Origin of the sequence: Pseudomonas sp. HS6-2, assembly GCF_049325675.2 — a bacterium.
In the GTDB taxonomy this organism is placed as follows: domain Bacteria; phylum Pseudomonadota; class Gammaproteobacteria; order Pseudomonadales; family Pseudomonadaceae; genus Aquipseudomonas; species Aquipseudomonas putida_N.
The window spans coordinates 2,854,538-2,877,345 of sequence record NZ_CM143906.1 but is presented as its reverse complement, the minus strand read 5'-3'; the positions used below and the strand labels follow the sequence as shown (position 1 = coordinate 2,877,345).

Annotated in this window: 15 protein-coding genes and 1 pseudogene; 9 read left to right on the top strand and 7 right to left on the bottom strand. The window is 64.7% G+C overall.

Features of this window, described 5'->3' with window-relative positions:
• Positions 1 to 16 precede the first annotated feature (16 nt).
• The 5 genes and pseudogenes from wecB (at position 17) to ACOKS3_RS13385 (ending at position 8,414) form a co-directional block, all read left to right on the top strand.
• A pseudogene (gene wecB, locus ACOKS3_RS13405) lies at positions 17 to 1,172 on the top strand (non-hydrolyzing UDP-N-acetylglucosamine 2-epimerase).
• On the top strand, positions 1,169 to 3,343 hold the full coding sequence (gene nfrB, locus ACOKS3_RS13400; protein WP_103447158.1) for a cyclic di-3',5'-guanylate-activated glycosyltransferase NfrB: 2,175 nt from the start codon (positions 1,169 to 1,171) through the stop codon (positions 3,341 to 3,343). The pseudogene wecB and the gene nfrB overlap by 4 nt, the downstream one beginning before the upstream one ends.
• Positions 3,340 to 6,342 carry a phage receptor gene (locus tag ACOKS3_RS13395; RefSeq protein ID WP_422763187.1) on the top strand — a complete coding sequence of 1,001 codons (3,003 nt, stop codon included), beginning with the start codon at positions 3,340 to 3,342 and terminating at the stop codon, positions 6,340 to 6,342. The genes nfrB and ACOKS3_RS13395 overlap by 4 nt, the downstream gene beginning before the upstream one ends.
• Positions 6,342 to 7,181, top strand: a complete 840-nt coding sequence (locus ACOKS3_RS13390; RefSeq protein WP_422763186.1) for a DUF4434 family protein — start codon at positions 6,342 to 6,344, stop codon at positions 7,179 to 7,181. The genes ACOKS3_RS13395 and ACOKS3_RS13390 overlap by 1 nt, the downstream gene beginning before the upstream one ends.
• Before the next feature lie 141 nt (positions 7,182 to 7,322).
• Positions 7,323 to 8,414, top strand: coding sequence for a GGDEF domain-containing protein (locus ACOKS3_RS13385; protein ID WP_422763185.1), 1,092 nt, complete (start codon positions 7,323 to 7,325; stop codon positions 8,412 to 8,414).
• On the opposite strand, the gene ACOKS3_RS13380 is transcribed toward ACOKS3_RS13385, so the two are convergent.
• Together ACOKS3_RS13380 and ACOKS3_RS13375 are read right to left on the bottom strand one after the other, a co-directional pair.
• Entirely contained in the window at positions 8,389 to 9,687 is a 1,299-nt protein-coding gene (locus ACOKS3_RS13380; RefSeq protein ID WP_103447154.1) for an ATP-binding protein, read from the bottom strand. The two genes, ACOKS3_RS13385 and ACOKS3_RS13380, sit on opposite strands and share 26 nt — an antisense overlap.
• A 6-nt stretch (positions 9,688 to 9,693) precedes the next feature.
• A complete protein-coding gene (locus ACOKS3_RS13375; RefSeq protein ID WP_103447153.1) occupies positions 9,694 to 10,395 on the bottom strand; it encodes a response regulator in 702 nt (233 codons plus the stop codon).
• 184 nt (positions 10,396 to 10,579) lie between these two features.
• Between ACOKS3_RS13375 and ACOKS3_RS13370 the strand changes: the two genes are divergently transcribed.
• The 4 genes from ACOKS3_RS13370 to ACOKS3_RS13355 all read left to right on the top strand — a co-directional run bounded on the left by ACOKS3_RS13370 (position 10,580) and on the right by ACOKS3_RS13355 (position 16,198).
• Positions 10,580 to 11,749, top strand: a complete 1,170-nt coding sequence (locus ACOKS3_RS13370) for an efflux RND transporter periplasmic adaptor subunit (protein ID WP_422763184.1) — start codon at positions 10,580 to 10,582, stop codon at positions 11,747 to 11,749.
• A gap of 11 nt (positions 11,750 to 11,760) precedes the next feature.
• Positions 11,761 to 14,883, top strand: coding sequence for a multidrug efflux RND transporter permease subunit (locus ACOKS3_RS13365; RefSeq protein WP_422763183.1), 3,123 nt, complete (start codon positions 11,761 to 11,763; stop codon positions 14,881 to 14,883).
• A gap of 61 nt (positions 14,884 to 14,944) precedes the next feature.
• Positions 14,945 to 15,520 (top strand): molybdenum cofactor guanylyltransferase MobA, encoded by a 576-nt coding sequence (gene mobA, locus ACOKS3_RS13360; protein WP_103447150.1) that lies wholly within the window; start codon positions 14,945 to 14,947, stop codon positions 15,518 to 15,520.
• A gap of 234 nt (positions 15,521 to 15,754) precedes the next feature.
• A complete protein-coding gene (locus ACOKS3_RS13355; protein WP_103447149.1) occupies positions 15,755 to 16,198 on the top strand; it encodes a hypothetical protein in 444 nt (147 codons plus the stop codon).
• Between the two features lie 240 nt (positions 16,199 to 16,438).
• Here the strand turns inward: ACOKS3_RS13355 and ACOKS3_RS13350 are convergent, their stop codons facing one another.
• The 5 genes from ACOKS3_RS13350 to peaA all read right to left on the bottom strand — a co-directional run bounded on the left by ACOKS3_RS13350 (position 16,439) and on the right by peaA (position 22,760).
• On the bottom strand, positions 16,439 to 18,112 hold the full coding sequence (locus ACOKS3_RS13350; protein WP_422763182.1) for a fatty acid CoA ligase family protein: 1,674 nt from the start codon (positions 18,110 to 18,112) through the stop codon (positions 16,439 to 16,441).
• 123 nt (positions 18,113 to 18,235) lie between these two features.
• Positions 18,236 to 19,357, bottom strand: a complete 1,122-nt coding sequence (gene peaD / locus ACOKS3_RS13345) for a quinohemoprotein amine dehydrogenase subunit beta (protein WP_103447147.1) — start codon at positions 19,355 to 19,357, stop codon at positions 18,236 to 18,238.
• A 32-nt stretch (positions 19,358 to 19,389) separates the two neighbouring features.
• The gene (gene qhpC, locus ACOKS3_RS13340) at positions 19,390 to 19,713 is read right to left on the bottom strand and encodes a quinohemoprotein amine dehydrogenase subunit gamma (protein WP_027916687.1); all 324 of its coding nucleotides are present in this window, start codon (positions 19,711 to 19,713) and stop codon (positions 19,390 to 19,392) included.
• A gap of 1 nt (position 19,714) precedes the next feature.
• Complete coding sequence (gene peaB / locus ACOKS3_RS13335; RefSeq protein WP_103447146.1) at positions 19,715 to 21,145, bottom strand: quinohemoprotein amine dehydrogenase maturation protein; 1,431 nt, start codon at positions 21,143 to 21,145, stop codon at positions 19,715 to 19,717.
• A gap of 49 nt (positions 21,146 to 21,194) precedes the next feature.
• Positions 21,195 to 22,760 (bottom strand): quinohemoprotein amine dehydrogenase subunit alpha, encoded by a 1,566-nt coding sequence (peaA, locus tag ACOKS3_RS13330; protein ID WP_103447145.1) that lies wholly within the window; start codon positions 22,758 to 22,760, stop codon positions 21,195 to 21,197.
• Between the last annotated feature and the right edge of the window lie 48 nt (positions 22,761 to 22,808).

Sequence of the window (22,808 nt, the reverse complement as noted above, 5' to 3'; positions counted from 1 at the left end):
AACGAGGAACAAGACGATGGCGTATAGCGTCATGATGGTGTTCGGCACCCGACCCGAAGCGATCAAGATGGCCCCGCTGGCCCGCGTACTGCGCAGCTGGCCGGAGGTCGACCTGCATATCTGCTCCACCGGCCAGCACCGCGAGATGCTCGAGCAGGTGCTGACCGCCTTTGGCCTGAGTGTCGATCAGGACCTCAAGGTAATGACCCAGAACCAGACCCTGAACGGCCTGGCCCGCGACCTGCTGGACAAACTCGACCAGGCCTACGAGCAAGGTAAGGCCCGACATCGTACTGGTCCACGGCGACACCACCACCAGCTTCATCGCCAGCCTCGCGGCCTTCCACCGGCACATTCCCATCGGCCATGTCGAAGCCGGCCTGCGCACTGGCAACCTGCAGCAGCCTTGGCCCGAAGAAGCCAACCGGCGCCTGACCGGGGTGCTTGCCGACCTGCACTTCACCCCGACCCGCGACTCGGACGCCAACCTGATCCGCGAAGGCGTGCCGCCGGAGCACATCGAAGTCACCGGCAACACAGTCATCGATGCCCTGTTGTGGATGCGTGACCACCTGGCCGAACGGCAATGGCAGCCGGCCGCCGACTCACCGCTGAGCGTGCTGCGCCCCGAGCAGCGCATGGTGCTGATCACCGGCCACCGCCGGGAGAACTTCGGCCCCGGCTTCGAGCGCATCTGCCTGGCCCTGGCGCAGCTGGCCGAACGTTACCCCGACGTGCAGTTCGTCTACCCCGTGCACCTCAACCCGCAGGTGCAGAAGGCCGTGTATGGCGTGCTGTCGAACCGCAGCAACATCCACCTGATCGCCCCGCAGGACTACCCGCACTTCGTCTGGCTGATGAACCGCGCCCAGATCATCCTCACCGATTCCGGCGGCGTTCAGGAAGAGGCCCCGGCACTCGGCAAGCCGGTGTTGGTGCTGCGCAAGGTCACCGAGCGCCCCGCCGTGCTCAAGGGCGGCACGGTCAAGCTGGTCGGCACGCTGACCGAACGCATCGTCGAGGAAACCCGCCAGCTGCTCGACGACCCGGTGGCCTACGCACGCATGGCGCGGGTCTATACCCCGTTTGGTGACGGCCACGCCAGCGAGCGCATCGCCGAGCGCCTGACGCGCTGGTTTGCAGAAACGGCCAACCCGCGAGATGACGCATGAGCCTGGCCTTCATCGACTTCCTCACCTATGTGCTGTTCGGCCTCAAAGTCCTGGCGATCATCCTCGCCTCGCTGATGTTCCTGCTCGGCCTCGACGACCTTTTCATCGACCTGTGCTACTGGGGTCGCAAGCTGATCCGCCGTTTCCGCATCTATGACAAGTATGAAAAGGCCGACGAGAAACGCCTGTTCGAAGTAGCGGAAAAACCCCTGGCGATCATGGTCCCGGCCTGGAATGAAGTGGGCGTGGTCGGCGAGATGGCACGCCTGGCGGCCTCGACCATCGACTACGAGAACTACCAGATCTTCGTCGGCACCTACCCCAACGACCCGCAGACCCAGGCCGATGTGGACGCCGTGTGCCTGCACTACCCGAACGTGCACAAGGTGGTCTGCGCGCGCCCCGGCCCCACCAGCAAGGCCGACTGCCTGAACAACATCATCGACGCCATCCTGCGCTTCCAGGACGATGCCCGCATCGAGTTCGCCGGCTTCATCCTGCATGACGCCGAAGACGTGATCTCGCCAATGGAACTGCGCCTGTTCAACTACCTGTTGCCGAACAAGGACATGATCCAGATCCCGGTGTACCCCTACGCGCCGGAATGGAAGGGTTTCACCGCCGGGCACTACGTCGACGAGTTCGCCGAAAACCACGGCAAGGACGTGATCGTGCGCGAAGCACTGACCGGCCAGGTGCCCAGTGCTGGCGTCGGTACCTGCTTCAGCCGCCGTGCCATCAGCGCCCTGCTCGAAGACGGCGATGGCATCGCATTCGACGTGCAGAGCCTGACCGAAGACTACGACATCGGCTTTCGCCTGAAGCAGAAAGGCATGAAGTGCATCTTCGCCCGCTACTCCATCACCGACCCGGCGTTGGCCCTCAAGCACGAATGGCGGCCGGGCATGAGCCGCGAGTTCTCCCAGGTGATCTGCGTGCGCGAGCACTTCCCGCGCGATTGGCAGCACGCGATCCGGCAGAAGTCACGGTGGATCGTCGGCATCGTCTTCCAGGGCACCAGCAACCTCGGCTGGAGCCGTACCGGTGCGCTCAACTACTTCCTTTGGCGCGACCGCCGCGGCCTGTTTGCCTACCTGCTGAGCTTCCTGGTCAATCTGTTGCTGCTGGTGCTGCTGGCCATGTGGCTGGTGACCGTGATCGCCCCGGACTCCTGGCGCTTCATGTCGATCCTCAGTGATAGCCAGCTGCTTACCACCCTGCTCTGGCTCAACGGCCTGATGCTGATCAACCGTCTGTTTCAGCGCGGCTGGTTCGTCACCCGCTACTACGGCATTTTCGAAGGCCTGCTGTCGGCGCCACGGATGATGTGGAGCAACTTCGTCAACTTCTTCGCCAACCTGCGCGCCCTGCGCCAGGTCATGGAGATGGGCGATTCGCGGCGGGTGGCGTGGGACAAGACCACCCACGAATTCCCCGCCCTCGCCTCGCCAGCGCGCACACCACTGGGTCATCGCCTGGTGGAAAAAGGCTATATCACCGAAGAACAGCTGGAGCAGGCGATCACCAGCCCGGTGCGCCGGCGTCTGGGCCGCGAACTGCTGCTGCGGGGCTGGCTGACCAGCGAGCAGCTGGTACAGACGCTGGCCGAACAGCTCGACCTGCCCTGGGCACCGCTCAACCCGTTCAAGCTCGACCCGCAACTGATTGCCCAGTTGCCACGCCGGCTGGCCACGCACTATGGCGTGCTGCCAGTCGCCGAAGACGGCAACACCCTGGTGCTGGCCAGCGAAAGCCCGGTCAGCCAAGTGTCGCTGGGGGTGATCAGCCGCCAACTGAAACGCCCGGTCAGTTGCCGCCTGGCACCCCAGGGCCGGGTCACTCTGGGCCTGCGCTATCACTACCCAAGCCCCTGGCAGACGCCCGAAACCCACGACATGCTCGCGGTGCTGGAGCGGCACCAGGATGATGCCGATCTGATCGAGCGGGTCAGTCACCACCAGGTGATGCTGGGCGCCCTCCTGCAGGTACGCGGCATGGTCCCGGTCACCCTGTTCAACCAGGCACTGATCGATTTCGACCCCGAGCAGCAGAGCCTTGGCGAGCACCTGATCGCCCGCGGCATCATTACCGAAGAGGTGCTGCAACAGGCCCTCGCCGAACAGGCCAGCGAACAGCAGGCTGCCTTTGACCTGACCCGGGAGGTGGCATGAAGCCGCGTCTTTCCCTCACCCTTTCCGGGCTGTTGCTGTGTTCCACCGCGCTGGCGACCCAGGCAGCCCCCATGACCGAGTTCCAGCGTTTCACCAGCTACCCGTTCATGGAGCGCAGCTACCGCGAAGCGAAGAAGGACAACTGGGCCGAAGTCGAACGCCTGACTCGCCATGTACTCAGCCGTGTACCGAACAACGATGAAGCCCGTACGCTGTTGGTCGAGGCCCTGGCCCACCAGCGCCGCTACAAGGAAGCTGAAGCCATGGCCGAGCAGTTCGGCGATGACCCCGAATACGCCAACGCCCTGCTGGAGCTACGCCTGACCTGGATCGAGCAGGACCCGCCAGCGGCCAGCCAGGTGGAAGGCTGGCTGGCCAGCACCGATGGCACCCAGCGGGTACGCCTGTGGCAGGCCTACAGCCTGAGCCTGGCCAAGTTCGGCGGTGCCGGCAAAGCCCTGGACTGGCTCAACCAGCTGCCGCCGCGCGACGATGGCCAGGTGCTGCGCCTGGCCCGGGCCAACTTTGCCGAACAGCTGCGTAACTGGAAGGAAACCATCGAGCAACTGCAACCCTTGGCCGACAAAGGACAACTGCCGCCCAAAGACTGGCAGCGCCTGGCCAACGCCTATGTCCAGCAGGTCGATGAAAAGGGCCTGGAAAAGCTGCTGCAAAGCGCCCCCTCCCCCGAAGTCGCCAACCAGACGCGCCTGGCCATGGCCAATCGGGCCATCGCCGTCGGCCACAACCAACTGGCGCAGCGCTGGTTGGAAAAATTGCCCACCGAGCAGTTGCAGCAACCTGAGCAGCGCCAGCAGTTGTGGGAGCTGGCCCGTGAAGGGGATGACGCGCCGCTGGTACGGCAGCTGAGCAACGAACTGCAACGGCCTTGCCTGGAGACCGTCGACTGGTTATCACGCCGTGACCCGGAAGTTGCCCGCGAACAGTTCAAGGACTGCCCGGCCAGCACAGACCCGCGCGCTTATGCGGTGCTCAAGCAGCGCCTGTATGGCGACCCGGTACAGCCGCCACAACCCCGCACAGCAGCCGAATGGGAAAAACGCTACCGTCAGGACGGTGACCTGGCTGCGCTTGAGCAGGCAACCTATCTGTTGCTGCAACAAGGCCATAGCGAGCGCGCCCGCACCCTGCTGGAGCAGGCCTATGACCGTCGCCAGGGGCGCCTGACACCTTCCTTGCTGCAGCGCTTGGGTAATATTTATGCGCGCAACGATGGCCCGCTGAACAGCCAGCGCATGCTCGGGCTGATCCCCAGGGTCGACGCCAATACTCGCGCCCAGTTGCTTGGCCGCCTGGCTGAAAACGGCCAGTGCGACGCCGTGCGCCGGGCCATCCCGGCGAACCCGAGCGAGGCCGGCCAGTTCCGCGCCCTGGGCCGCTGCGCCATGCCCGATCAACCCGGTGAAGCCGTGGTCTATTACCAGGCCGCCGAACGTCTGGGCGACAGTGGCAACCGCCTGCCCCTGGCCTACGCCCTGGAAGCTGCGGGTGACTCCGAAGCGGCCATGCCGATCTGGCGCAACCTGCCGGCCAGCGTCTGGAACGACAACGCCCGCCTGACCGCCGCCCGTGGCGCCTTGAATGCCGGCGATGCCGACGCCGCCCGCCGCTACTGGGACGGCGCCGCGCACAACAGCGCCGATGACTGGGCACTGGGTGCCGCCATCGCGCAACGTCAGGGCGACCTGAACGCGGCGCTGGGCTTCCAGCGCCAGGCCCTGGCGCACGACCCGCGTGCCGACCACTACTACGCCGCCGCCAGCACGGCGCAACTGGCCGGCGACAGTGAGCAGAGCACCGCCTGGCTGGCCGAAGCGGTGCGCCTTGAGCCCAACCAGCCGCGCTATCGTGCCGACTACGGCATGCGCCTGGCCGGTTCGCCGGACAAGGCCCAACGTCGCCAGTCCATCCCTTATCTGGAGCGCGCCAGCCACGACTTCCCCGAGGACTATCGCCTGGGCGAGACCCTCGCCCTGCGCTACGACGAAGCCGAGAACAGCGCCGCCGCACGCCGCGAGCTGCGCCGGGTGATCGACGTGGAAGAGAACCTGGTCGATGGCGACGACGAATACGGCAGCCTGGAAGCGCGCAAGTACCGCCAGCGCCGCGCCCACGAAACCCTGTCGCGGCGCGACACCATTACCCTGGCCAGCACCTGGTCGCCCGCCGGCACCTCGACCAACGACAAGTTCCTCGACAACGGCGAGCGCAGCGGCACATCGCGCCGTGCGCAATCGCAGAACGTGCAGCTGGCCATGTGGGACCACGCCCTGGGTGAGGAGCCCAGCCGCAATGGCAGCACCCTGTCGGTCTATGGCCGTGTGCTGTTCGGTGGGCAGAGCCGCACCGACTATGCGCAAAGCATGGGCACTGGCGTCGGCCTGCGCTACAAGCCGCTGGGCCAGGCCAACCTCAACCTGTATGCCGAGCTGTACCACCAACGGCAGATCGACGACGACCACTACAGTGGCCTGAGCCTTGGCGAGCTGCTCAGCCCGGCCAAGGTCGGCGGCAACTGGGGCGACTTGCGCCACCATGCCGAATCGAGCAACGACCTGCTGCTGCGCGCCACCGCCTCGTTCCTCGACCAAGGCGACTGGCGCAACGACTGGCGAGTCGACGAAGACGACTGGAACGAGCGTTTCCTCTACCTCGATGCCGCCTGGTGGACCCGCGCCGGCGACCACGCCTGGCTGTCGCGCTACCAGCAGGGCCATGCCTGGAAGCTGCCTGGCAACTCGCCACAAACCCTCATGCCTTACGGCTTCTTCGAGTTCTCAAGCCAAGACCCGAGCAACGACTGGCGCCAGGACGCCCGTGCCGGGGTCGGTGTGCGCTGGCAGTGGTGGTTCGACGATGACCGCTACAACGCCTACCGCGGCTCGCTGAAAGTGCGTGCCGAGTACCAGCAGTCGCTGGGTGGCAACCTCTACAAGAGCGCCAATGGCGTGCTGGTTGGCGCGGAGATGACCTTCTGATGCGTACGCTCCTGGCAATCTGCATGCTCGCCCTGTGCCTGCCGGCCCTGGCCGACCAGCGCCTGTTCTACCAGCCGCTCAACCGCGATGCCGCCGTGACCCCGGCGCAGTGGCAGCAATTGTGGCGGGCCACCAAGGCGCAAGGTGGCAAGACCCTGATCGTGCAGTGGAGTGCCTACGGCGACAGTGATTTCGGCGGTGCCCAGGGCTGGCTGGCAAACAGCCTGCGCGAGGCCCACGCGCAAGGTCTGGAGCTGGTGCTCGGGCTGTACCTGGACCCGGCCTATTACCAGCGCATCGAGGAACTCGACGGTGACGGCCTGAACAATTACTGGAAGGCGCAACTGGGCCGTTCGCTGGGCCAGTACCAGCAGCTGCGCAAGGACTGGCAGCTGCCCGTCGCCGGCTGGTACCTGCCCATGGAACTGGACGACCTGCACTTTCGCGACGCCGGTCGCCGCGAGGCCTTGTACAGCCAGTTGCAGGCCTTCAATCGGCGGCTGGACAAGCCGCTGCACATCAGCGCGTTCAGCGCAGGCAAACTGGCACCGCGGGTCAATGGCGCCTGGCTGGATCAACTGGCCAGGTTGGGCTTGACTGTGTGGTGGCAGGACGGTGCCGGGACCGGGCGCTTGCCGCCGCTGGTGCGCCAGAATTACGAACAGGCGCTGCCGTGCCGGGTGGGGGTGGTGCGCGAGGCATTTCGCCAGGTGAGTGCGCCGGGGCAGGCGTTTCGGGCTGAGGCTGCAGAGCCGAAGCTGGGTGCTGGGTGCCATGCCGAAGCGGTATTTGCCTTGCGCTATCGGCCTTGGGCCCGGGGTGTTCTGCCACTGAATTGAGTCGACCTGTACCGGCCTCTTCGCGGGGCAAGCCCGCTCCTACAGGAATAGTGCAAGCCGAGGCAACGCTATTCCTGTAGGAGCGGGCTTGCCCCGCGAAAGGGCCGTAACAGGCAGAGCATTCCTCCCAGGAGCCCACCGATGTTCAAGACCATCGAAGAGCACGTGCGCAAGCAGGTCGCCCCCGCCGCCCTGCGCGCCGAGTTCCGCCAGCACGAATTCGAAGCCATGCGACCGTTCTGCATGCTGGTGTTTTGCGTCAGCATCGCCATCTGGCTGGTCTTCGACCTGATCGTCAGCTTCCTCGGCGGCCAGGGCTTCACCTGGTTGTCCTACCTGTTCATCGCCCTGCTCGGCAGCCTCACCGTGATACTGCGCTTCACCCGCCGCAGCCATCACTTCGACGTGCTCAACCTGCTGTTCATCGCCGTCATCACCCTGGGCATGCGCCTGGTGATCGAAGGCATTCCCGAGCCGCTGCGCCCCGTGTGGCTGGTGCTCGGTGTTTCGACCGTGCTGTATGCCGTATCGGTGCTGCCGGTGCGGCGCTGGTCGTTCTTCTGCGCCATGGTCATCACCTGGGTCATGCTCAGCCCCTTCTACCACACCCGCATAGATGTCGATCAGCTCGAAGGTGCCATGCTGCTGAGCTACGCGCTGTTCCTCAGCGGGCTGGTGATCTACAGCTATCTGCAGATACGCCAGGCCAAGCTGCACAACTTCTACCTGTCCAAAGTGTTGCTGGAGCAGGCTTACTTCGACGCCCTGACCGAGATTCCCAACCGCCGCTCGTTCATGACCAACGCTGAGCGCCAATTACGCCTGGGCACACCCGGGCAATACCTGGCGATGATCGACATCGACAATTTCAAGCGGGTCAACGACCGCTTCGGGCATGACGTGGGCGACGCCGTGCTCAAGCGCGTGGCGCGGCATATCAAGGCAGGGGTGGCTGGGCACGAATTTGCCCGGCTCGGTGGCGAGGAATTCGCCATCTTCTTCGCCGGGCTGGATCAGCAGGCTGCCGAGCGCTGCGTGACGGCACTGTGCAAGCGAGTGCGCGACGATCTTGGTGTGCCACCGGTAACCATCAGCATCGGCCTGGCCAGGGTAGACAGCGGTGACACACTCAGCATGGCGCTGATACACGCCGACCAGGCGCTGTACGAAGCCAAGCACAGTGGCAAGGACCAGTTCGTGCTGTGGACTAGCCAGCTGGCAGCCGAATCCTGAACTGCGCCCCTCCCAGCGCTGACTGCGCCACAGTCAAGGTCCCGCCCTGCCCCTCGATCGCCCGGCGGCTGATCGCCAGGCCCAGGCCAAAGCCGCCGGTGTTGCGATCGCGGCTGCGGTCCAGACGATAGAACGGCTGGAAGATCCGCTCACGCTCCTCGGCCGGGATACCGATCCCGTCGTCTTCCACGGTCAAAAGGCAGGCGCCGTCCGCCTCCAGACGCAACCTCAGCAACAGGCTTTCATCGCAATAGCGCATGGCGTTGCGCACCAGGTTCTGCACGGCCCGTGCGGTCAGCCGCGGGTCCAGCACGAAGCGCGGCAAGTTGTCCTCGGCCTGCACTTCCCACTGGATACCCCGTGTATCGAGCTCCTCGGCAAACCCGCCGAGCACGCTGTCGACCAGCTCCAGCAACGACACTTCGACCCGTTCCCGCGCCTGGTCGGCGTTGTACAAGCGGCTGTACGACAGCAGTTCGAGCACCAGCTCGTCCAACTCGCGCACATGCCCGACCAGCTCCAGCAGGCGCTTGCGGCTGGTCGGTGGCACCTCGTCGAACAGCAGCACCAGGCCGAAATCCAACCGGGTCAGCGGCGTGCGCAGCTCGTGGGAGACCGCATTGAGCAGCTCGCGCTGCTGGTTGACATGGCGTTCGAGGTCGCTGGCCATGGCGTCGAACACCCCTGCCAGCTCGCCGATGTTGGAGTGCGGCGAGATGTGCGTGCGCTCGGCCATCCGCCCCTGGCCCAGGCGCCGGGCGGTTTCCTTCAGCCGCTCCAGGTCACGCCAGTGCGGCCACACCCACAGCAGCAGGCAGCCGAGCATTGCCGCGCCGATCAGCACGGTCACGCCCCAGGACAACACGTTGATGTCCAGTGGGTCTGGCGGCGAGTGCAGGCTGACCAGCCAATCCTTGTCCAGCGGTGCCAGAACGGTCTGGTAATAGCCCCAGTCACCGATGCGCACGGCGTACTGGCCCTGCTCCAGGCGCGCCTGTTCCTCCGGGCTCAGGCCGGCGTTTTCGCTGCGCAGCAGTTTGACCTCCAGGGGCGCGAAGGCCCTGGCCAGGTCTTCCTCCACCGCTGGCCATTGCGCTTCTGGCACCTGGCGAAACTGGCGGACGATCAGCGACTGCACGCCCTTGGCCTGGTCCAGGTTGTAGGCCACGAAGCGGTCGTGGAACAGGCCGACAATGGTGTCGGGGATCAACAACAGCGCCCCGGCGTAGGCGACGATGATCACCAGATACAGACGCACCAGGATCTTCAGCATGGTGCGTCAGCACTCCCACTCGACACGGCTGAACAGGTAACCCTTGCCCCACACGGTCTTGATCTTGCGCGCCTCGCCGGCACTGTCATCGAACTTGCGGCGCAGCTTGGAAATGGCCACGTCCACCGAACGGTCGGTACCGTTGAACTCGATGCCGCGCAGCTGCTGGAGGATGCGATCACGGCTGAGTACCACACCGGCATTGCGGGCCAGCACTACCAGCAGGTTGTATTCGCCGCTGGACAGTTCCACTTCCTCGCCGCGCCAGCTGACCAGCCGCTCGGCGAGGTCGATGCGCAGGCCACCGATAAGGATCTGATGGTTGTCCAGGCGCGGTTCGTTGACGCTGCTGCGGCGCAGCAAGGTGCGCACGCGGGCCAGCAATACCCGTGGCTCGCAAGGTTTGGTCACGTAGTCGTCGGCGCCCATCTCCAGGCCCAGCACTTGGTCGTGGCTGTCGTCGCGGGCGGTCAGCATCAGGATCGGCAGGCTTTGTGATTCCTGACGCAGCAGGCGGCACAGTTGCAGGCCATCGATGCCGGGGAGCATCAGGTCGAGAATCACCAGGTCGGGGTGGTCTTGCCGGAAAGCTTCCAGCACGTGGTCGCCACGGGCAATCACCCGGACATGGAAATCGTTACGTTGCAGGTAGCTGGCGATCAGCTCGGACAGCGCGCTGTCGTCTTCGACCAAAAGAATGTTGGGCATAGAGGGTTTGCTTGTAGGAGCGGATACATCCGCGATGAGGCCGGAACAGGTACCTGCAGAGTATAGAAACCTACAAATCGGTAGGACTGTTCTTAACACTTTTTCACACAGGTCCTACAGGTGTTAACAGCTGCCCACGGAACGGTTGCCTTAGTATACGCAAGGTCATCATCGGAAGATCCGCATGCCTATTACCCTCCCCCCGCACCTGCGCCCCCTGGCGCTCGTGGCGCTGCTTGCCCTGCCCCTGGCCGGTTGCGACGACGCGGCCGAGCAGGACGAAAAACAACCCGTACCCCAGGTCCGGGTCGAGACCCTGCAACTGCAGCCCCTGGCCATCAGCACCGAGCTAAGCGGGCGCATCCTTGCCCCGCGCACGGCAGAAGTGCGCGCGCGCGTCGCGGGCGTGGTGCTCAAGCGGGTATACCGCGAGGGCAGCGACGTCAAACAGGGCGATGTGCTGTTCCTCATCGACCCGGCGCCGTTCAAGGCCGACTACGACAGCGCCCGCGCGACCCTGGCCAAGGCCGAGGCCACGCTGTACCAGGCGCGCCTGCAAGAGCAGCGCTACCGCCAGCTGGTCGACGACAAGGCGGTCAGCCGCCAGGATTACGACAACGCCCGCGCCGCCTTCCTCCAGGCCGACGCGGCGGTTGCCGAAGCCAAGGCGGCACTGGAGCGCGCCCGCCTGAACCTGGGTTATGCCACAGTCACCGCGCCAATCTCCGGGCGCATCGGCCGCGCCCTGGTCACCGAAGGCGCCCTGGTCGGCCAGAACGAGACCACGCCGCTGGCGACCATCCAGCAACTGGACCCCATCCACGCCGACGTCACCCAGTCGACCCGCGAGCTCACCGCCCTGCGCCGGGCCTTGCGCGCCGGTGAACTGCAGCAGGCCGGCGATGGCCAGGCCCGCGCCACGCTGATTCAGGACGATGGCAGCGCTTACCCGTTGCCGGGCAAGCTGCTGTTCTCCGACATCAGTGTCGACCCGAGCACCAACCAGATCACCTTGCGCAGCGAATTCCCCAACCCGGACCTCGACCTGCTGCCGGGCAGCTACGTGCGCGTGCGCCTGGAGCAGGCCGTGCAGCCCAAAGGCCTGAGCGTGCCGCAGCGGGCCATCCTGCGTGACAGCGCCGGGGTGCCGAAGGTGCTGGTGGTCGACGCGCAGTCGCGCATCAGCGAACGCCAGGTAGTGCTGGGGAACGCCCAGGGTGATCGCTGGCCGGTCACCGAGGGCCTGGCGCCCGGTGAGCGGGTGGTGGTCGAAGGCCTGCAGCACGTCAAACCGGGCGACCAGGTTCAGGTCGACCCCGACGCCCAGTCCATCGTCCAGCACACCGGCCAGTGAGGGCCTGATCCATGCCGCAGTTCTTCATCGACCGCCCGATCTTCGCCTGGGTGGTCGCGCTGTTCATCCTGCTTGCCGGCGCCCTGGCCATCCCCCAGCTGCCGGTGGCGCAGTACCCCAACGTGGCGCCCCCGCAGGTGGAAATCTACGCCGTGTACCCGGGCGCCTCGGCGGCCACCCTGGACGAAAGCGTGGTCAGCCTGATCGAGCAGGAGCTCAACGGCGCCGACAACCTGCTGTACTTTTCGTCGCAGAGCAGCCTGGGCAGCGCCACCATCACAGCCACTTTCGAGCCCGGCACCCACCCCGACCTGGCCCAGGTCGATGTGCAGAACCGCCTCAAGGTGGTCGAGTCGCGCCTGCCGCGCCAGGTGACCCAGCAAGGCCTGCAGGTGGAGAAGGTGTCCACCGGTTTCCTGCTGCTCGGCACCCTCACCTCGGAGGACGGCAGCCTCGATGAAACAGCACTGTCCGACATCCTCGCGCGTAACGTGATGAACGAAATCCGCCGCCTCAAGGGCGTCGGCAAGGCGCAGTTGTACGGCTCCGAACGCGCCATGCGCATCTGGATCGACCCGCAGAAGCTGATCGGCTTCAACCTCACCCCCAATGACGTGGCCGAAGCCATTGCCGCGCAGAATGCCCAGGTCGCCCCCGGCAGCATCGGCGACCTGCCTGCCCGCGGCACCCAGGAAATCACGGCCAACGTCGTGGTCAGGGGCCAGCTGAGCACGCCCGAGGAGTTCGCCGCCATTGTCCTGCGGGCCAACCCGGACGGTTCCAGCGTCACCGTCGGCGATGTCGCCCGGGTCGAGATCGGTGCTCAGGAGTACCAGTACGGCACCCGCCTGAACGGCAAGCCGGCCACCGCCTTCAGCGTGCAGCTGGCGCCGGGTGCCAACGCCATGGAAACCGCCACCCTGGTGCGGGCGAAAATGAAAGACCTGTCGCGCTACTTCCCCGAAGGGGTCAAGTACGACATCCCCTACGACACCTCGCCGTTCGTCAAGGTGTCGATCCAGCAGGTCATCAACACCCTGTTCGAAGCCATGCTGCTGGTGTTCGCGGTGATGTTCCTGTTCCTGCAGAACCTGCGCTATACGCTGATCCCGACCCTGGTGGTGCCGGTGGCGCTGATGGGCACCTTCGCCGTGATGCTGGCCATGGGTTTCTCGGTCAACGTGCTGACCTTGTTCGGCATGGTCCTGGCCATCGGCATCCTGGTCGACGACGCCATCGTGGTGGTGGAGAACGTCGAGCGGATCATGGCCGAGGAAGGCCTGCCGCCCAGGGAGGCCACGCGCAAGGCCATGGGCCAGATCAGCGGCGCCATCGTCGGCATCACCCTGGTGCTGGTGGCGGTGTTCCTGCCGATGGCCTTCATGAAAGGCTCGGTGGGGGTGATCTACCAGCAGTTCTCGCTGTCGATGGCGGTGTCGATCCTGTTCTCGGCCTTCCTCGCCCTGAGCCTGACCCCAGCCCTGTGCGCCACCCTGCTCAAACCGCTGGCCAAGGGCGAACACCATGAACGCAAAGGCTTCTTCGGCTGGTTCAACCGCCGTTTCGAAAGCATGAGCAACGGTTACCAGCGCTGGGTGCTGCAAGCGCTCAAGCGCAGTGGCCGCTACCTGTTGGTGTATGGCGTGCTGCTGGCCGTGCTGGGTTATGGTTTCAGCCAGCTGCCCACGGCGTTCCTGCCCACCGAAGACCAGGGCTACACCATTACCGATATCCAGCTGCCGCCGGGCGCCAGCCGCATGCGCACCGAGCAGGTTGCCGCCCAGATCGAGGCGCACAACACCGACGAGCCGGGCGTGGGCAACACCACGCTGATCCTCGGTTTCAGCTTCTCGGGCAGTGGCCAGAATGCCGCGCTGGCCTTCACCACGCTCAAGGACTGGTCCGAACGTGGTGCCGACGACAGTGCTCAGTCGATCGCAGACCGGGCAACCCTGGCCTTTACCCAGCTCAAGGACGCCGTGGCCTACTCGGTGCTGCCACCGCCGATCGACGGCCTGGGCGAGTCGACCGGCTTTGAGTTCCGCCTGCAGGACCGCGGCGGCATGGGCCATGAGGCGCTGATGGCCGCCCGTGACGAACTGCTGGCCGGTGCACACAAGAGCAAGGTGCTGGCCAACGTGCGCGAGTCTTCGCTGGCCGAAAGCCCGCAGGTGCAGCTGGAGATCGACCGCCGCCAGGCCAACGCCCTGGGCGTGTCGTTCGCCGACATCGGCTCGGTGCTGGACGTTGCCGTCGGCTCCAGCTACGTCAACGACTTCCCCAACCAGGGCCGCATGCAGCGGGTGGTGGTGCAGGCCGAGGGTGACCAGCGCAGCCAGGTGGAAGACCTGCTGAAGATCCACGTGCGCAACAACAGCGGCAAGATGGTGCCCCTGGGCGCGTTCGTCCAGGCCAGGTGGGTCAGCGGCCCGGTGCAGCTGACCCGCTACAACGGCTACCCGGCGGTGGCGATTTCCGGTGAACCGGCGGCGGGCTACAGCTCGGGTGAAGCCATGGCCGAGATTGAGCGCCTGGTCGCCCAGCTGCCGGCCGGTACCGGCCTGGAATGGACCGGCCTGTCATTACAGGAACGCCTCTCCGGCAGCCAGGCCCCGGTGCTGATGGCGTTGTCATTGCTGGTAGTGTTCCTGTGCCTGGCGGCGCTGTACGAAAGCTGGTCGATCCCCACCGCCGTGCTGCTGGTGGTACCGCTCGGCGTGCTCGGCGCAGTGTTGGCGGTGACCCTGCGCGGCATGCCCAACGACGTGTTCTTCAAGGTCGGCCTGATTACCCTGATCGGCCTGTCGGCGAAGAACGCCATCCTGATCATCGAGTTCGCCAAGCACCTGGTCGACCAGGGCGTGGACGCCGCCGACGCCGCCGTACAGGCCGCCCGCCTGCGTCTGCGGCCGATCGTCATGACCTCGCTAGCGTTCATCCTTGGCGTGGTGCCCCTGGCCATTGCCACCGGAGCCAGCTCGGCAAGCCAGCAGGCGATCGGCACCGGAGTGATCGGCGGGATGCTCAGCGCCACGTTGGCGGTGGTGTTCGTACCGGTGTTCTTCGTGGTGGTGATGCGCCTGGCCGGGCGCGGCCGCAGCAAGGCCGAACAGCCGCAGACCCGCGAAGCCTGACTGGACAAGCCGGGCGTTGAATGAGAGGGTTCCGGGCATTGACTGCCCGGAACCCTTTTTCATGCCTGATGCCCTGCCCCCCTGCTCCGTCCTGATTCTCGCCGGTGGCCGCGGCCAGCGCATGGGTGGCCGCGACAAAGGCCTGCTGGAATGGCGCGGCGAGCCGTTGATTGCGCATATCCAACGTACCGTGCGGCCGCTCAGTGATGACCTGGTGATTTCCTGCAACCGCAACCAGCAGGCCTATGCCACTTATGCCGATCAATTGGTGGGCGATGCCGACGCGGACTTCCCCGGGCCGCTGGCCGGGGTAATTGCCGGTCTGAGGGTGGCCAGGCATGAGTGGGTGGTGCTGCTGGCCTGTGATGCACCGTTGGTTGACCGGGCATTGATCGACGCGCTGCGGGAAGTCGCAGCGTCCGGTGACAGTGCTGCGATGGTGCGCCAGGGCGGGTATTGGCAGCCGATGTTCAGTGTCCTGCCGCGCCGGTTGTTGCCGGTGCTGGAGCAGGCCTGGGCGGCGGGTGAGCGGAGTTTGCAAAAGGCCTTGCTGCGCGAAGCCGTGCAAGGGGTGGAGTGTGCCGACAATGATCGCAGGTTGAGCAATTTCAACAGCCCGGAATTGTTGCAAGGCTGAAGCCTGCACGGCCTGAGCAGGAGCGGCCATGCCAGGGTGCGGTCCAGTCGGAACGCGCCGCGCAGCTGCATTTCAACCACCGTAATGAATACCTCTGGCAGCGCTGAAGCACCTATCAGAAATGCCAGGTGACACCTCAAAAACGACTGGTTAGGCTCCCTATTGAGAAAGCAATAAACACCCGTTGGGTCAGACTCGACACCGTTGAACCGCCTCGACATTCGGAGAGCCGCCATGAGCACCAAAGACAATGTGAAAAAGCCGCTGCTGACTTTGTACAGCGATGGCGAGGGTAGCAACGGATACCCGATTGACCTCGACAAAACCACCCTGAATGAAAAGCTCCCCGCCCTCCAACCACCCCTGGCCTATACACATTACAAAATCGAGAATGCAAAGTCGGCAAACCTCATCACTTTCAGCAACAGCCTTGAAAGCCAGGTAAACGGCAATGAGCTTCTGATCTTCGCGCCTATTCAATCTACGGGCCACGCTACGGGTACTTTCCAGATAAGGGTGATCGTCCAGAACACCACCACTGCCATATGCCCGCTGTCCGACATCTATCACGTAAAAGCTGACGAGGAAGTCATCACGCGGGGCATACGGGTCATGAAATGTGAGCGCGCCGCAACGGATGACGCCAATCAACCCCGCATGGTTTCAGTCGTCTACTGAAAAATAAATGGACGGTTTGGAGAGGCCGAAAAACCCGATTTTCAGCCGCTGACTCTTGGATAACCAAGGCACAGCCTTGGTTTCCTGCCCTCACGGGCGCACCTCTCCCGCTCCAGGCAATAATTGTCGGCGCACCATCCACAGATTCGACAGGGCAAACAGCGTGGTCAGTTGCGCCGTGTGACGGAGGGCTATTCCAGCACAGGTCAGATGGCCTGTGCTGACTTGATCGGAAAGTCCCTAGCGCTCTGGCAGCGACTCAAGAGTAATCTCACGCATCCTGAATTTCTGCACCTTGCCGGTCACCGTCATCGGGAACTCATCGACGAAGCGGAAATACCGGGGCACCTTGAAGTGCGCGATCCGCGCCTTCGCCCATTCGCGCAGTTCATCCGCGCTGGCGGTATGCCCCGGATGCAAACGCACCCAGGCGACGATCTCTTCGCCATACTTGCTGCACGGCACGCCGATCACCTGCACATCGGCCACCGCCGGGTGGGTGAAGAAGAACTCTTCCAGCTCCCGCGGGTAGATGTTCTCGCCGCCGCGAATGATCATGTCCTTGCTGCGCCCGACAATACGCACATAGCCCTGCTCGTCCATCACCGCCAGGTCGCCGGTGCGCATCCAGCCCTCTTCATCGATGCTTTCGGCAGTGGCCTTGGGGTTGTTCCAGTAACCCAACATCACACTATAACCACGGGTACACAGCTCGCCGATCTCGCCACGGGGCACGGTGGCTCCGTCGGCGTCGATCACCTTGCTCTCCAGCCGTGGCTGGGTGCGGCCGACGCTGGTCACCCGGCGCTCCAGGTCATCGTCGGGGCCGGTCTGCAGCGACACTGGGCTGGTCTCGGTCATGCCGTATGCAATCTGCACCTCGGCCATGTGCATCTCCCCGATCACCCGGCGCATCACTTCGATGGGGCAGGTAGCACCGGCCATGATCCCCGTGCGCAGGCTCGACAGGTCGAAGTCGCCACGCTGCGGGTGGTCCAGTTCGGCGATGAACATGGTCGGCACGCCATACAGTGCCGTGGCCTTTTCCTCGGCCACGGCGCGTAGGGTCGCCAATGGGTCGAAAGCATCATTGGGGTAGATCAGCGTGCTGCCGTGGGTCATGCAACCGAGGTTGGCCATGACCATGCCGAAGCAGTGGTACAACGGCACCGGTACGACCAGCCGATCGTGTTCGGTCAGGCCAAGGCTTTCGCCGACCATGTAGCCGTTGTTGAGGATGTTGCTGTGGCTGAGCGTGGCACCCTTGGGAAAGCCGGTGGTGCCTGAGGTGTACTGAATGTTGATCGGGTCGTCGCAGCGCAGTTGCGCTTGGCGCTCGGCCAAGGCTTCACGGCTGACGGACTCGGCACGGGCCTGCAGGTCGTGCCAGGCAAGGAAGCCAGGTGGCGGAGCAGCGGCCAGGCTGACGACCCCGCGCAGTTCGGGGAAGCGCTCGCAGACCAGGGCGCCGGGCTGGCCGGCTGCCAGCCCCGGGATCAGACCCAGCAGCATGGCGTGGTAATCGGAGGTCTTGAAGGCGTCGGCGCAGATCACCCAGCGGCAACCGGACTGGCCGAGGGCGTAGTCCAGCTCGCTGGAGCGATAGGCCGGGTTGATGTTGACCAGGATCGCACCGACCTTGGCGCTGGCGAACTGGGTGATGCACCATTCAGCGCAGTTGGGTGCCCAGATCCCCAAGCGGTCGCCGGGTTGCACGCCCAGGGCCATGAGGGCGCGGGCGTGCTGGTTGACAGCTTCGGCCAGTTGCTGCCAGGTGTAGCGCTGGGCCTGGTGGCGGACCACCAGCGCTTCGCGGTCGGGGAAACGGGCGACTGTGGAGTCGAAGGCGTCGCCGATGCACTGGCTGAGCAGGGATTTGTCCTGATTGCCCTGGGAGTAACTTGGCTGGGGCATGGGCGCTCTCTTGTTGTTTTTGTGTTGTCTGGACTGTCCTCTTCGCGGGACAAGCCCGCTCCTACAGGAGATCGACTACCCCCTGTAGGAGCGGGCTTGTCCCGCGAAGAGGCCAACACCGATCTAGCGGATGAACACCTGCGGCGTGGTGGTGGACATGTCACCGCCCGGCAACTTGATGTTCTTCACCTTCTCCAGGGTCTCGGGGTCGAACACCGCCAGGTCGTTGAAGGTGCCGCCCAGGTACAACTTGTCGCCCTTCTTGTCGAAGGTCACGCAGTAATAGGTGTGCTCCAGATTAGCCGCCTTGATCAGCTTGCGCTGCTTGATGTCGTACTTGGCCAGGCGGTTGAGCACGCCGTAGATCTGGTTCGGATCCTTCGGCGAACGCAGGCCGGTAAAGTACAGCTCGGTCAGGTCGGCAAATTCCTGGGTGTGGGTCTTGCCGGTCTTGAGGTCGACGCTCAGGTAGCCGTACAGCAGCTCGGCCTCGTTCAGGTCCTGCTTGGCATCCTTGAACTTGGCAATGGTGTAGAGCATCGAGAACTCATGGCGCGGGCTCTGGTGCGGCCAGAAGTACAACACATCCGGGGCGCTATAGCCTTTGCGGTGCCAGTTGCGCAGCGGCAAGGCCACCGTGTACTTGCCAGTCTTGACGTCCATCTTGTAGATGTCCGGCCCGGCGACGAACAGGCTGCCATCGTCAGCGGCGCGCATCAGGTAGACCTGGCGCGGCATCGGGAAGGTACGCACCGGCTTGGCCTCCAGGCCGGCAGCGGTGCTGAACACCTCCAGGCGCGGCGGCTTGACCACGTAGTGGTCATTCAGGCGCTGGGTCGGGTTGACCGTGGCGTACACCTCTTTGCCATCGGGGCTCAGGGCGAACGAGTACATCGACTTGCCGACTTCCCCCGGCACGCTGGACAGGTTGGCGTGGAAGGTGGTCTTGCAGGTGTCCAGATCGATGCCGTAGATGTCGGCATAGTGATTGTTGAGCACATAGGCGGTGCGGTTGTCCGGCGCCATCATCGCGGTACCAGGGCCGAACTTGTCGGGCATCTGGCAGCTTTTGTACAGCGTGTCGCTGGCCACGTCGATGACGTGCAGGTTGTTCGGGTAGTTGGTGGTGATCAGGTATTCCTGGCCAGCCTTGAGGGCCGGCCCGGCATCATCGGCCTGTACCGCCCAGGCGCAGGCCGTGGCGGCGATGGTCAGCGCGAGTTGCGCGCAGCGTCCAGCTTTCATGCGGTTTCCCCTTGTCATTCTTGTTGGGCCGGTCACTTGTCTTTCGGGAACACGGTGCCGAGGTTGCGCCAGTCTTCCTGGGAGTTGTTCGCCTGGGCGTTCCAGTCCTGGTAGGTGCTCATCATGTCCGGCACCTGGGCCGGCCACCAGCAAGGGTCGGAACAACCGTACAGGTCGGCCTCCATCGGCTGGCACAGCGAGCTGACGCCGCCAAAGGCGTCCACTTCCCAACCCGGGTCGGTGGTGGCGGTACAGCCGGCCACCGCGCTCATGGCCATGACTTCTTCGACGCGGTCTTCGGCGGCGGCCTGCTCGAGGATGCGCGCCTTGTTGTTCAGGGGCTTCAAGTGCTTCATGTCAGTGCGCCTTCCGCGGGGTGATGTAACGGTCGATGAAGGCCGGGTTGGCGGCCATGATGCGGCTGTAGACCTCGATGCCGAAGTCGACCCAATCGCGCATCAACTCGCAGTAGTGGTAGGTCGGGTGCTGCGGGTCGCCGTAGCGGGCGTAGCTCTCGTGGTAGCAGCCGCCAGAGCACAGGTTGCGGATGCGGCAGCTCTCGCAGCCGGTGTTGCTGCGGTCCAGGCGCTGCGACAGGAAGTCGTTGAGCTGCGCCTGCTTCACGCCCTGGTGCACGTTGCCGAAGGTCGGCAGGCTGGAGCCGGTAAAGCGGTGGCACAGGTTCAGCTCGCCCTCGTGGTCCACGGCCAGCATCTTCAGCCCGGCACCACACGGCAGGGCCTTCTTGTGGCCTTCATGGATGTCGGTGATCAACTGGTGCAGGTTGGAAAAACCGATATTCCGATGCTCCAGCGCCGCCTCCAGGTATTGGCGGCCCAACGCCTTCATGTTGGCGAACACCTGCACCAACTCTTCACCGGTGAGGTTGAAATCGGCCATGTCGCCGGAGGTGACCGGGGCAAAGCCGACTTCGGCGAAGCCCATTTCGTTGAACAGGTGGTTCCAGATGGTCTCGACGTCGGTGATGCCACGGGTCAGCGTCACCCGCGCGCCCACCGGGCGGCTGGTGTAGCGCGACAGCAGCAGGTCGGCCTTGCGTCGCACCACGTCATAGGTGCCCTGCCCGCCCACGGTGATACGGTTGCGGTCGTGCACGGTCTTCGGGCCATCGATGCTGATCGACAGGCCGAAGCGGTGGGCGTTGAGCCAGTCGATGATCTCTTCGGTGAGCAGGGTCGCGTTGGTGGTCATGATGAATTCCACCTGCTTGCCGGCTTCGGCAAAGCGCCGCTCGCAGTAGGCGACCATGTGCTCGATCAGCGGCCGGTTGGACAGCGGCTCGCCGCCGAAGAACACCACGCTGTAGCGTTCCTCGTTGGGCGATTCCTTGAGCAGCATCTCCACCGAGGCTTCGGCGGTGGCGGTGCTCATCTTCTTGCCGGCGGACGGTTTGTCCAGATCTTCCTTGTAGCAGTAGGTGCAGCTGAGGTTGCAGCCGGTGTTGACGTTGAGCACCACGGTGTTCAGCGCCGTGCGCTCGACCTGCTTGAAGGCGATTTCCGGGGTCAGCGGCGAGCCGTCACTGACCAGCTCCAGCGCGATCAGCTCGCGCAGGGTGTCCTGGATATCATCACCGGCAAATTGCTGGCCAAGGCGCTGCATCAGCTCCTCGGCCGAGCAGCCTTGCTGGCGCAGGGTGTCGATGATGCCGCCGGTCACCGCGTCGGCGGTGAACAGCGAACTGCTGGGGATATGGAACAGCATGCGGTCGGCATCGACCTGCACTTCGTGCAGGTTGCGTTCGACCAGGTTCAGTAGCGCGCCCATGGCGACCTCCCGATAATCGATCCGTTGGAAAAACCGTCTTGCCCTGCCCTTACGGCAGCGGCGGGTTGTTCCAGCGTTGCACCGCGACGATCATGTGGCCTTCGCCCTTCTGGCCGCCATCGGCAAGTGTGGCGATGACCTTCAGGTTACCGGCGTTGTTGGTGCCCATCTTGCGCGCCGGGTTAGGGCCTGCGCCGCCTGGCACGAACACGCCGTCGGCCTGCATCTGCCCGGCGAACTTGACATCCTCGTCCTCGGCGGCGCGCTCGTTGAACGGTTCGACCGCCCAAGTGGCCGGCAGGTAGCCGATACGCAGCGGCTGGCCACTGGCGTCCTTGCCCCAGGCTTCGGCTTCGAAACGGCCCTGGACCTTGGGCACCGAAGCACCGTTCTCGCCGATACGGGCGATGGAGAACGCCGGCACCACCTTCACTTCCTCGACCTTGTCGTAGACCGCCAGGTCGACGCCCTTGAGTTCCCCCACCGCCACTTCGCGCCGGCCAGGCTTGGCGTCGGCCGCAGCGCGGGCCTTCACGCGCACCAGGGTCGGGGTCTGTTCCAGCACCTCGGTCACCTCCACCCCAGCCCCCAGGTCAGGCTTGCCGGCCAGGCCGGTGCCGACCAAGGTGATCTCACTCTCACCACCAGCCTTGATGAACGCTGGCTGCACCGCCAGCAGGCGGGCCTTGCCTTCTTGTGCAGCCGTGAAGTCCAGGCCGCGCTCATCGTGATCGGCCTCGAACATGCGGCCTTTCATTTCGCCGTCCAGCGCAGCAAACACCTGGCGCAGGTTGCTGTCGCCGACCTTGACGTTGCCGCGCCATTCGTAGCCGTTGTAGAGCATCGCCGAACCACTGCCGTTGAACGGCGTGCCGTCGGCGTAGTTGCCTTTTACCTCGACCTTGAAGGTGTCGCCCTGGTCGGCAACCACCGTCATCACCCCACGCACATCGCCCTTGGCCAGCATGTGGCCGCTGAACGCCCACTGCCCTGGCAGCGCATCGGCGGTCGGCTTGGCTTTCTGCCAGGCGGCCCAGGCCGGGCTGTCCAGCGGGAAGCGCTTGGCCAGGTCCGGTACCACTTGCTTGAGGGCGATTTCCAGCCAGTCGCGGTCACGCGCCTGCGCCTGGTATTCGAGGGACGGCCACTGGCCGAGGTGGAAGTTGATCAGGTGTTCCCATTCCTGCGCCGGGCGCCGCTGCAGAGCGACACGGGCACCGGAGTGGCAGCGGCCACAGGTTTCGCTGAGCTGGGTATCGAAGTGTTCGACGGTGTTGAGCCGGCGTTCCATGGCGTAGCGCACGCCATCGGTCTCGCTTGGCGCAAGGCCTTGTTTGTCGGCCAGGTACTTGACCAGGCTGCGACGATCGTCGTCGCTGATCTGCAGGCCATGCATGACCTGCATGCGGGCGATGCTCATCAGCCAGCCTTCCGGGGTCTTGCGCTGGTGGCTGATGCGGCTGTAGGTATCGTTGCCCTCGGGGATATGGCACCCCATGCACTTGTTCTGCAACAGGCTCGGGCCCTGCTCGGCCGCCATGGCCTGGGTGCCCAGCAGTGCGGCGGCGACCAGCGCCAGTTTGCCCGCATGCCGCCGGAGTCGAGTCGTCTTCAAGGTCAGACCTCCACGGTTGTTGTTCTTATCGTTTTCACACGCTTTGGT

Bases quoted from the DNA above. Each gene is read 5' to 3' on its own strand.
- ACOKS3_RS13375 (WP_103447153.1), bottom strand. From the start codon at position 10,395: ATGCCCAACATTCTTTTGGTCGAAGACGACAGCGCGCTGTCCGAGCTG.
- ACOKS3_RS13385 (WP_422763185.1), top strand. From the start codon at position 7,323: ATGTTCAAGACCATCGAAGAGCACGTGCGCAAGCAGGTCGCCCCCGCC.
- qhpC (WP_027916687.1), bottom strand. From the start codon at position 19,713: ATGAAGCACTTGAAGCCCCTGAACAACAAGGCGCGCATCCTCGAGCAG.
- ACOKS3_RS13355 (WP_103447149.1), top strand. From the start codon at position 15,755: ATGAGCACCAAAGACAATGTGAAAAAGCCGCTGCTGACTTTGTACAGC.
- mobA (WP_103447150.1), top strand. From the start codon at position 14,945: ATGCCTGATGCCCTGCCCCCCTGCTCCGTCCTGATTCTCGCCGGTGGC.
- ACOKS3_RS13390 (WP_422763186.1), top strand. From the start codon at position 6,342: ATGCGTACGCTCCTGGCAATCTGCATGCTCGCCCTGTGCCTGCCGGCC.
- ACOKS3_RS13370 (WP_422763184.1), top strand. From the start codon at position 10,580: ATGCCTATTACCCTCCCCCCGCACCTGCGCCCCCTGGCGCTCGTGGCG.
- nfrB (WP_103447158.1), top strand. From the start codon at position 1,169: ATGAGCCTGGCCTTCATCGACTTCCTCACCTATGTGCTGTTCGGCCTC.
- peaB (WP_103447146.1), bottom strand. From the start codon at position 21,145: ATGGGCGCGCTACTGAACCTGGTCGAACGCAACCTGCACGAAGTGCAG.
- ACOKS3_RS13380 (WP_103447154.1), bottom strand. From the start codon at position 9,687: ATGCTGAAGATCCTGGTGCGTCTGTATCTGGTGATCATCGTCGCCTAC.
- peaD (WP_103447147.1), bottom strand. From the start codon at position 19,357: ATGAAAGCTGGACGCTGCGCGCAACTCGCGCTGACCATCGCCGCCACG.
- ACOKS3_RS13365 (WP_422763183.1), top strand. From the start codon at position 11,761: ATGCCGCAGTTCTTCATCGACCGCCCGATCTTCGCCTGGGTGGTCGCG.
- ACOKS3_RS13350 (WP_422763182.1), bottom strand. From the start codon at position 18,112: ATGCCCCAGCCAAGTTACTCCCAGGGCAATCAGGACAAATCCCTGCTC.
- ACOKS3_RS13395 (WP_422763187.1), top strand. From the start codon at position 3,340: ATGAAGCCGCGTCTTTCCCTCACCCTTTCCGGGCTGTTGCTGTGTTCC.